The sequence below is a fragment of the Nocardiopsis sp. CNT312 genome, assembly GCF_000515115.1.
Taxonomy (GTDB): Bacteria; Actinomycetota; Actinomycetes; order Streptosporangiales; family Streptosporangiaceae; genus Nocardiopsis.
The window spans coordinates 150,471-160,291 of sequence record NZ_AZXF01000017.1; the positions used below are offsets into that span (position 1 = coordinate 150,471).

General features: G+C 73.1%; 10 protein-coding genes. 3 read left to right on the forward strand and 7 right to left on the reverse strand.

Going from position 1 to position 9,821, the window contains the following annotated elements; translation table 11 throughout:
• Nucleotides 1–182: 182 nt before the first annotated feature.
• Nucleotides 183–1,397 (reverse strand): chromate efflux transporter, encoded by a 1,215-nt coding sequence (gene chrA / locus B042_RS0108590; RefSeq protein ID WP_028647951.1) that lies wholly within the window; start codon nt 1,395–1,397, stop codon nt 183–185.
• A 1,599-nt stretch (nt 1,398–2,996) separates the two neighbouring features.
• On the opposite strand from chrA, the gene B042_RS22410 reads away from it, so the two are divergent.
• Nucleotides 2,997–3,314, forward strand: coding sequence for a response regulator transcription factor (locus B042_RS22410; RefSeq protein ID WP_231493877.1), 318 nt, complete (start codon nt 2,997–2,999; stop codon nt 3,312–3,314).
• Here B042_RS22410 and B042_RS0108600 read toward each other — a convergent pair.
• From B042_RS0108600 to sigK, 6 genes are all read right to left on the reverse strand, one after another.
• Nucleotides 3,287–3,973, reverse strand: coding sequence for a TetR/AcrR family transcriptional regulator (locus tag B042_RS0108600; protein ID WP_028647952.1), 687 nt, complete (start codon nt 3,971–3,973; stop codon nt 3,287–3,289). The genes B042_RS22410 and B042_RS0108600 overlap by 28 nt on opposite strands.
• A 145-nt stretch (nt 3,974–4,118) precedes the next feature.
• Nucleotides 4,119–4,640: a YbaK/EbsC family protein gene (locus B042_RS0108605; RefSeq protein ID WP_028647953.1), complete on the reverse strand. Its 522-nt coding sequence runs from the start codon at nt 4,638–4,640 to the stop codon at nt 4,119–4,121.
• A 59-nt stretch (nt 4,641–4,699) separates the two neighbouring features.
• Nucleotides 4,700–5,680: an ADP-ribosylglycohydrolase family protein gene (locus tag B042_RS0108610; RefSeq protein ID WP_028647954.1), complete on the reverse strand. Its 981-nt coding sequence runs from the start codon at nt 5,678–5,680 to the stop codon at nt 4,700–4,702.
• An 86-nt stretch (nt 5,681–5,766) separates the two neighbouring features.
• Complete coding sequence (locus tag B042_RS0108615) at nt 5,767–6,000, reverse strand: hypothetical protein (protein ID WP_028647955.1); 234 nt, start codon at nt 5,998–6,000, stop codon at nt 5,767–5,769.
• A 95-nt stretch (nt 6,001–6,095) separates the two neighbouring features.
• Entirely contained in the window at nt 6,096–6,884 is a 789-nt protein-coding gene (locus B042_RS0108620) for an anti-sigma factor domain-containing protein (RefSeq protein WP_028647956.1), read from the reverse strand.
• Complete coding sequence (sigK, locus tag B042_RS0108625; protein WP_028647957.1) at nt 6,881–7,501, reverse strand: ECF RNA polymerase sigma factor SigK; 621 nt, start codon at nt 7,499–7,501, stop codon at nt 6,881–6,883. The genes B042_RS0108620 and sigK overlap by 4 nt, the downstream gene beginning before the upstream one ends.
• 129 nt (nt 7,502–7,630) lie before the next feature.
• Between sigK and B042_RS0108630 the strand changes: the two genes are divergently transcribed.
• Nucleotides 7,631–9,214 (forward strand): molybdopterin-dependent oxidoreductase, encoded by a 1,584-nt coding sequence (locus B042_RS0108630; protein WP_028647958.1) that lies wholly within the window; start codon nt 7,631–7,633, stop codon nt 9,212–9,214.
• 182 nt (nt 9,215–9,396) lie between these two features.
• Entirely contained in the window at nt 9,397–9,720 is a 324-nt protein-coding gene (locus B042_RS0108635; RefSeq protein ID WP_028647959.1) for a hypothetical protein, read from the forward strand.
• The last annotated feature ends 101 nt before the right edge of the window (nt 9,721–9,821 follow it).

A 9,821-nucleotide genomic window follows, 5' to 3' on the forward strand; every position in this document is an offset into this window, starting at 1 on the left:
GACTCAATAATCGCTGAGTCAAACTGTCGGCGCAAGGTGGCACCCCTCACCTTCGCCCGATGTTCATGGAAGGCCGTCCGGTCCCCGCACCAGCGCGGGGACCGGACGGCCGACAGCGATGATGGCGACGGCACCGCTCACGGGTCCGGTCCGTGGAACGGCCTGTGAACCGGAGGCTCGCGTCAGAGGACCAGGACCCCGGCCGCACTGGCCCCCAGCACGACCGCCCAGGCGGGTGCGCGCCACACCGCCAGCGCCACGAAGGCGACCGCGGCCACGGCCATGGTCGCGTGCGAGACCACGCCCTGGGTGAAGACCGGGTCGTACAGGGCTGCGGCGAGGACGCCCACCACCGCGGCACCCGCCCCGGCCACCGCACGCCGGGCGCGCGGGGCGGTGCGCAGCCGCTCCCAGAACGGCAGTGCGCCGACCACCAGCAGCGCCGACGGAAGGAAGACCGCGCCCAGGGCGGTCGCCGCTCCCAGCAGAGGACTGCCCGCGACGGGCATGAGGGCGCCCAGGTAAGCGGAGAAGGTGAACAGCGGACCGGGAACGGCCTGCGCCGCGCCGTACCCGGCCAGGAACGACTCCTGGTCCACCGCCCCGGTGCCCACCACCTCGGCCTCCAACAGGGGCAGGACCACGTGCCCGCCGCCGAAGACGAGTGAACCGGCGCGATAGAAGCCGTCCACCATCCCCGCGACCGTGTCACCGGTCAGCGCGGCAAGCACGGGCAGCCCCGCCAACAGGACGGCGAACACCGCCAGGCAGACCACGGCGGTCCGGCGCCGGACGGGCACACCCGATCCGGCCGCTTCGCCGTCGGGCGTGTCCGCCGTGAGCCAGAGCACCCCCGTCAGGGCACCGAGCACGATGGCGGCGACCTGGCTGAGGGCCGAGGGCAGCAGCAGGACCAGGACCAGAGCGGAGACCGCGATCGCGGCGCGGCGGCGCCCCGAGGCCAGGTTCCCGGCCATGCCGACCACGGCGTGGGCGACCACCGCCACCGCCGCCGCCTTCAGACCGAGCAGCCACCCGGACCCGGGTTCGACACCGAGGGCCTGCACGCCCAGGGCGAAGGCCGTCAGCAGCACGGCCGAGGGCAGGGTGAAGGCCGCCCAGGCCGCGGCCATCCCGGCGTATCCGGCACGGCGCAGGCCCAGAGCCATACCGACCTGGCTGGAGGCGGGGCCGGGCAGGAACTGGCACAGTGCTACCAGGTCGGCGTAGGCGGCCTCGGTGAGCCAGCCGCGGCGCACCACGAACGCGTCGCGGAAGTAGCCCAGGTGCGCCACCGGTCCGCCGAACGAGGTCAGCCCCAGCAGCAGGAAGGCCCGGAAGACCTCCCCGACCGTTCCGCGTCCGTCGGCCGGTGCCTCGGTGTCCCGGCGGCTCATCCGCGGGCCGTCCTGGACGTGCGTGGCACCGGAACCGTGGTTCGGGGCGGCGAGGGGGGTGCTGTGGGCACGGTCGGTTCCTCCCGGGGATCCTCATGCGAGCGCTGTGCCTGTGACGCCGTACGAAGCTATCCGAGAGGCCCGGCGGGGCGCGGCGCGGGATCCGGGAGGGGGAGGGGCCGGCGGGCACCGGTCCGGGGCCCACCGGACGCCCGGCCCGCGCCCGCGCGTGCGCTCTGGCAGCGACTCCCGGGCACCGGACCTGAACCGGGGCGCGCGCCCACGCGTGCGCTCTGTCCGGTACACCCCGGCGGCGTGCCACCTCCTCGGGGCGCGCCCGGCTCGGGCATGCCCCGTGCCCCGTCGCGGCCGATCCACCGACTGCCCGCCCCCGGTGCCGCCGGACCGGTGGGCGCGGGACGCCCGCGCGCAGGGGGGCGAACGGACAGGGGCGCGTCCGGGCGCGCGGTGCCCGGGCGGCTCCCCCGCCGCGCCCTCGACGGGCACCGTGCCCGCGCACATGCCGCGTGCGCGTCCCCGATCCGGAACGCGCACGGCCGTCGCCCTTCCCAGACACGGCCTCCGGGAGGGGCGACGGCCTCTTCCGGGCACCCGGTGGCGCCCGTTCCGGACCGGGACGCCTTCGGGCACGGCGGCCCCGCCGCGCACACCGGCGCCCCGCTCCCGTCGCCGTGTCCGCCCGGGGCGGGGCTCCCCCCGCACGGGTGCACCGCTCCGGCCGTCCGAGCCCCGGGCACACCCGCCCGCTCCAGAAGGCCGTCGCGGGTGTGCCCCGCGGGCGCACGTCCTGTGGCGCGGCCGGGGAGTGCGCGCACCGTCCCCGGGCTCCGGGCACGCCGCCCACGGCGTGTGCGCACGGGGCGGGCGCCCCGGTGCGCGCGCATCCGCCCGCCCGGGGCTCCGGCGGGCGGGCGCGCCGACCTGTGCCCGTGGGCGGGCGCCCGCCCAGCGCGCACCGTTCCGGGCGCACAGGTGCCCGCCCGGAGCCTTCCGCCGCCCGGTGCGCGCGGGGCCCACCCCGGAAGGAGGGCCCTCCCCCGAAGGTCGCACACCGAATGCCGATCCGCGCCCGATGCGCCGCTGCGGGGCGGGCGATGACGCTGGGAGCAGACCCCGAGAAGGAGAGACCGTGATCCCCGCGAAGACCCCACCGCCCCTGTCCCGCCCCCCCGTCGTGCCCTGCCCGCCCCGGTGGCCGTCCTCGCATTCCTCGCCGCGGGGTGCGCCGCCCCGCCCGCAGACATTCCCGTCCCAGCGCCCCCGCACCCGCCGCAGAACTCACCGAACAGGACGTCGGTGCCTGGCGCGGCGGCCTGCTGCCCGCCGCGCCCGGAACGGCGCTCGCCCTACCGGTCCTGGTGTCCAGTGCACTGGCCCTCCTCATCGCCGCCGTCTCCTGGCCGATCCGTGCGCTGGCCCGCTGCCTCTCGGACCGGACCGGCCGCACTGCTCGGCTGGGTGGCGGTGATCGCCTCGCCCACCGGGTTGCGGGACGATCCCGCAGCCGTCCTGCGCGGTACCCCAAGTGCTGCAACTGCCCGGAGCCCTCGTGGCCGTCCCCGCGGCCTGTGGGTGCGGGTGGACGGGCTCCGCGGCCTCGCCCGCGGGCAGGGCCTAGTGGACGGGGCCGTGGCGCGCCGGGGCATGGCCGAGTTCGCCCGGCACCGTCCGCCGGACGGCGCGGACTCCGCCGTGTCGGACCTGTTCACCGCACGGGAGGCCGACACCGTGCGACTGCCCGCCCGCGGCATGTCGAACGCGGAGATCGCCCGGGCGCTGTTCGTCGAGGCCAGCACGGTCAAGTCCCACCTGGGACGGGTCATGGCCGAGATCGGCACGCGCGATCGCCTCCAGACGGTCGTGCGGGCCTACCGCGCCGGCCTCGCCCGCCCCTGACCGGTGAGGAGACCGTCCACCAGGGCCCGGAGCCCGTCAAGGTAGGTGTCCTGGGCGGTCAGGTCCGGCCACCGGTCCGCCACCTGGGCCAGCCGGGGCAGTTCTCCGGGGTCGAGCCCGGAGAAGCCCCTGCCCCCGTGGAACGTCCGCCCCCCGTCCGAGCGCCGCCGGGCCGCCTGGACCATGACCTCTCCGACGGTGTAGTACCAGATCGCCCGGTAGCCGTGCACCGCGTGTTCGGGTGTGAGCCCGGACTCCGCCAGACCGTCCACGATCTGTTCGACGAACCACAGTGCCGACGTGGACGTCAGATCGTCGGCGCTGAGCACCTCCGCGATCCAGGGGTGTGTGGAGAGCACATCGTGGAGAACCGAAGCGGCGACGACCACCCGGTCGCGCGGGTGGTCGGGCAGCGGTGCGGGGCGGTGCAGCGACCGTTCGGCGTGGTCCTCCAGCAGGAGGAGTAGGAGTTCCTCCTTGTCCCGCACATGGTGGTAGAGCGCCATCGGCGTGCTGTCGACCTCTCGGGCCAACCGCCGCATCGTCAGTCGCGCCATGCCTTCCTCGGACATGATCCGGCGGGCCGCGGTGATGATCTCCCCACGGGAGATACGGGCGGTTCGGCCGCGGGCCCCGCGCGCTGTGGACGGGTTCGGCATACTCCCATCATCTCCTACGTGCTGACCGGGGAGGACGCCCTCCCGCCCTTTCCCCGGCCTGGAGAGGACACCCGCGGTGCCGTCCCGGCACAGCGGGTGTTTCACGTGAAACGATGGACACGTGAGGGGAAGGGCCGCCGCTGCCCTACTTCGACAGCGCCAGGACCTCGGCCCCCGGGAGCTCCTTCAGGGACGCCCCCGGCACCAGAAGTTTGGAGCGCCGAAGCCCGCTCCCCACCACCACGTGCGGGGTGTCGACGACCGACGCGTCGACGAGCACGGGCCACTCCCCGGGCAGGCCGAACGGTGTGATGCCCCCCTGCTCCATGCCGGTCATACCGGTGGCCTCGTCCATCGGAGCGAACGAGATCTTGCGTGCCCCCAGGTGGCGGCGGACCACACCGTTGACGTCCGCACGCCGGGTCGCCAGCACCACGCAGGCCGCGTAGGACACCGCTCCCCCGCGCTTGGCGGCCAGTACCACGCAGTTGGCGCTTGTCTCCAGAGGCATTCCGTAGCCTTCGCAGAACGCCGCGGTGTCGGCCAGCCCCGGGTCGATCCCTGCCACCCGGGCCCGTGCCTCCAGCTCCCGCAACCCCTCGCGCACCGGATCGGCCAGCAAGTCGGGGCGGTCGGTCGGGGGCGTCCAGTCGATACGGGCAGGCACGGTGCGCTCCTCAGGGTCGCCGGGCACGGTCCGGCACCATGATCGCGCACTCCGCCCGGTCAGGCCCCTTCGGCGGTTCGGTCGTGCCGCCGCACGATCGACAGCGCCAGCTCGGCCAGACCCTCGGCCCGGTAGCCCGGCCACCCGTGCACGGCGGAGACGTACGCCTCGGGGATCGCGCCGACCCCCCACCGGGCTCCGAGCAGCGCACCCGCGATCGCCGCCACGGTGTCGGTGTCGTGGCCGGCCCGGACCGCGGTGTGCAGCGACGGAGCGAACCCGTGTGGTTCGCGGACGACCGCCGACCACGCGGCCTGGAGTGCGCGGACGACGAACCCGTTGTCCCCGAAAGCGTGCGGCGGCCAATCCTCGGCCTCGTCCAGCCACGCCGACCACGGAGCCCGTGCGTCCCAGGGCAGCAGGTCCAGCCCGGCGCGCACCCCGGACAGGTCGCCGTGGACGACCGCGCGGCGCACGCCCTCGCACCACAGGACGCAGGCCTGCCCGGCCAGCGGGTCGCCGTGGGTGAGACGGCTGTACCGGTCGGCCGCCTCGGCGAGCCCCGCCGGATCGTGCAGATAGGCCAGCGCGAGCGGGCCCGTGCGCATCAGGGAGCCGTTCCCCGCGCCCGGCACCCCGGCGGCGAACATCTCCGCCGCGGCGCTCCCCATCACCTCCGCGACTCGTTCGCCGCCCCGGGTGGCCCCGGCGGCGCCCAGGACACGCGCGGTCTGGTTGCCGATGTCGGTGGCCCCCTCGCTCCGCCAGGTGAGGAAGGCGTCCGCGGTGCTGTTGAGCGCCGCTACGGAGAGGGGTGCCTCGTGGTCGCGCAGCGTCTCGGCGATGCACACCGCCATCTGGGTGTCGTCGGAGTACTCTCCCGGGGCGTAGGGGCCGAGCCCGCCACCGACCATCTCCGGGATCCGCTCCTCGGGCAGGGCGGGGCCGAACTCGTAGGGCACGCCGAGGGCGTCGCCGCACGCGGTGCCCAGGAGGACGCCCGCCGCGCGGTCGTCGACGGTACCGGGGGGAGGGAACACGGTGGGGCCTCTCACATTCGGCGGGGCGGGTGGCAGTGGGCCGTCGGCGCGGCCGGGCAGGAGGTGCCACGCGCCGCGTCCGAACGTCAGAAGGTCTCCTCGCAGCGGGCCAGGCGGCCGAAGTGCGCGACCGTGGCGCCGAGCGCGAAGTGCGCCGCCTGGTGCTCGGTCATCGGCACCACCCCGGCGGGGATCTGTACCCGGAAGGGGAAGTCGTCCTCGGGACGGATACGGAAATCGTCGATCACGCCCTGGGAGAGCAGCATGGTCAAAGCTTCCCGGACCTGTCCACTGCGGTTGTCCGACGCCCAGATCGACATGCGATCACGGTAACGCACACGGACCGGACCCCAGGGGTTTTCCGGAAACTTCGCCACATCGCCACCGCCACCGCCACCGTTCGACCACGCACGTCTCAAAGGTTGAACTTCATGGGCTGCTCGCTGGGCTCGGGCATGCCGCCCTCGGGTTCTAGGGAGACCCCCACCTGTACGGGTGACCCCATGTCGTGGGCCATCCCCGAGTACCGGCCGTCCGAGGAGAGCGAGAGCATCCCCGCCGAGCGCATCCCGTCCTCATCGACGTACCACATCTGGTACTGCATTCCCGGCGGGGTGTCGGGCAGCCCCTCCGCGACCAGCATGAGCGCGTCCATCTCGTAGGAGGTGAAGACCGTGGCCCGCGCCCCCTCCCCCAGGGGCCCCTCATGCATGTGCGTGTCCGGGGCCGCCAGCAGTGCCTCGACCTCGGCGCTGTGCGCGGACATCTGGTCCATGCTCCGCTCGAACGACACCAGGGTGCCCCCGAGCACCACGGCCACCAGCGCGCACGCCGCGGCCACCAGCCACGGCAACCGGTGGCTCCACCAGCGCGCGGGACCCGCCACGACGGTTCCGGGGGCCCCGCCGGCCTCCACCTCGGCGGACGGTGGGTCGGAACCCTCCGTGCCGGCGGAGCCCGGAACCCGCTGGGGCGGGAACTGCCGGGTCCCCGCCGCGGTGTCGCGGATCCGCGACCACAGGTCCTCGGGAGGGGGCGCGGCCTCCGCGTACGCCAACCGGACCAGCGTCTCCCGGAACTCCCCCAGGTCCCTCCGGCAGTCCTCGCATCCGGGCAGGTGCCGCTCCACCGCGGCCCGCTCCTCCGGCTCCAGGGCGTCCACGGCGTACCCGGCGATCAGGCCGTGCGCGTCGATGTCGTTCATGCGGTCACCCCCAAGCAGTCGCGGAGTCTGATCAGGCCGTCCCGCAGGCGTCCCTTCACCGTGGTCAGCGGGACCTTGAGGAGGGCGGCGGCCTCGGCCTGCGTGTAACCGGTGTAGTAGGTCAGCTGGACCGCGTCCTTCTGCAACGAGGTCAGACGGCGCAGACAGCGGCGCACCTTCTCGCGTTCGAGACTGTTCTCCACGACCTGTTCGACCCCGTCGGTTGGGGTCGACTCCGGTTCCAGGCGTCCCGCCGCGGCCTCCCGTTCGGTCGCCGACGCCTCCGAGCGCACCCGGTCGACGGCCCTGCGGTGCGCGATCATCAGCACCCACGAACGGGCACTCCCCCGGGAGGGGTCGAAGCGCGAACAGTTCCGCCAGACCTCCAGGAACACCTCCTGGGTGACCTCCTCCGACTGGGCCTCGTTGAGCAGGACCCTGCGCACCACCCCGAACACGGGCCCGCCGAGCTCCCGGTAGACACGCTCGAACGCGGTGAGGTCGCCGACCGCGGTCCGGCGGAGCAGGGAGCCCAGATCGTCCTCCGGAGGTCTGGGTCGAGGGCCGGGCCCCCGGGCGTGATCGGTTCCGATGTCCCTCACCCGTTCCACGTCCACCGTCCTCCCGCGTGTCCTACTCGTCATTCGAGGCGGGGCGGCGCGGGGCGACGTTCCGGTCGGTACATGTTTACCAGTTCGTGATGACGGTGCGGGTCGCCTCCGGCGGGCCGGCGCCGAACACAGGGCATGTTCGACACCATCCGCACCTGGGTTCCGGGAGCGACCACCGGACTGGTCGCCACCGGCGCCGCGCTCGCGACCGCCGAAGTCACCGGTGCCCTGCTGTCACGTCCCTCGGCGACCCCGATTCTGGCGGTCGGGGACGCCGTCGTCGATCTGACCCCGCAGCCGGTGAAGCAGTTCGCGGTCGACGCGTTCGGTACGGCGGACAAGATCGCCCTGTTCGTCGGCATGGGGGTGATACTGGCGGTCGCCGCCGCTCTGCTGGGCGTCGCGGCCGTGCACAGGCGCTGGATCGGTTTCGCCGGTCTGGGGGCGTTCGCGGGCGCGGGGGTGCTCGCCGCTTTGACACGTCCGGACGCGGGCCCCCTCGACGTCCTGCCGACGCTCGTCGGCGCGGCGGCCTGTGCCGGTGTCCTCGTGCTGCTCCTCGGTGCGATCGCCAAGGGCCGCAGTGGCGGGGCCGAGGAGGGCCCGGAGCGGGAGGAACAGCCGCAGGGCTTCGACCGGAGGAGGTTCGCCCTGCTCGCCGGGTCGGCGGTCGCGGCCTCGGCCGCCACCGGGGTCGCGGCCAGGTTCCTGGCCGCGACCACCGCCGAGGGGCGGCTCACACCGGCCGACGTCACCCTGCCGCGTCCCGCCTTTCCGGCCGGTGCGGTTCCTGACGGGGCTGACCTGGAACTCGCCGGGCTGGACCCGTTCTTCACTCCGAACGACGAGTTCTACCGGATCGACACCGCACTGACCATCCCGCGTGTGGACGCCTCCACCTGGTCGCTGCGTATCCACGGTCTGGGCGCGACGGAACGGGTGTACACGTTTGCCGACCTGCTCGACCGGGACGACCTGGTCGAACGGGACATCACCCTGGCCTGCGTCTCCAACCCGGTCGGGGGGTCGTACGTGGGGAACGCCCGTTGGATCGGTGTGCCGCTGCGAACCCTTCTGGAGGAGGCCGGGGTACGCCCCCCAGGGGAGGGAGGGCCGGCGGATCAGCTCGTGTCGCGTTCCGATGACGGCATGACCATCGGCACGCCGGTAGCGGACGTGATGGACGGGCGGGACGCGCTCATCGCCATCGGTATGAATGGCCGTCCGCTCCCCTACAAGCACGGGTTTCCCGCCCGAATGGTGGTTCCCGGCCTCTACGGCTATGTGTCGGCGTGCAAGTGGATCGTCGACCTCGAACTGACCACCTTCGACGCCTTCGACGCCTACTGGGTGCCGCGCGGCTGGTCGGCGCGTGGACCGATCAAGACGCAGTCCCGTATCGACACTCCGAGGGTCACCCATTCCGAGGCGCCCGGGACGGTCGTGGTCGCGGGTGTGGCCTGGGCGCAGCACACCGGGATCGACCGGGTGGAGGTTCGAATCGACGATGGCGATTGGCGCGAGGCCGTACTCGCGGACGAGGACACGGCCGATACCTGGCGCCAGTGGTCCTACGAGTGGGCCGGTGCCGAGGTCGGAGAGCACCGGATCTCGGTACGTGCCACCGACCGGGACGGGCGGACACAGACCGAGGAGCGGGCCCCCGTCGCACCGGACGGTGCCACCGGCCACCACACGATCCAGGTCACCGTCGAGTGACCTGTTCCCGACCCTCCGCCGCGAGAACGGGAAAGGGGTGAACGGCGGAAGAAGACCAGCGGTCGGGAATGTCGAGACGACCAGAGATCGACAAAGCGAGAAGACAGAATGTCGGCGAGCACACATGGGGATCGTGTGATCACATTTCGTGTGTCCGTCGGGACAGAGAAGGAAGTAGAGACATGACCACTGCCCTGCCCAACACCCTCCGTCGACTCCTCATGGCCGGAGCCATCACCGCCACCGCGGCCCTCACCCTCGCCGCCTGCAACGACGAGCCGGTCGACGCTCCCGCGGTCGAGAGCGAGGAGATGGACGAGGGCATGGAGGAGGACTCCATGGACGAGGAGATGATGGAGGACGGTGACTCCATGGACGAGGGCATGGAGGAGGACTCCATGGACGAGGAGATGATGGAGGACGGTGACTCCATGGACGAGGGCATGGAGGAGGACTCCATGATGGACGAGGAGATGATGGAGGACTCCATGGACGAGGAGAGCTAACGAGCTTTCTGCTCTCATGTGGATCGCGGTGTAGAGCACAACAGCGCTCTGACGTGCCCGTATCGGGGTTTCCCGGTGCGGGCACGCGTGGGTTTCGGAAC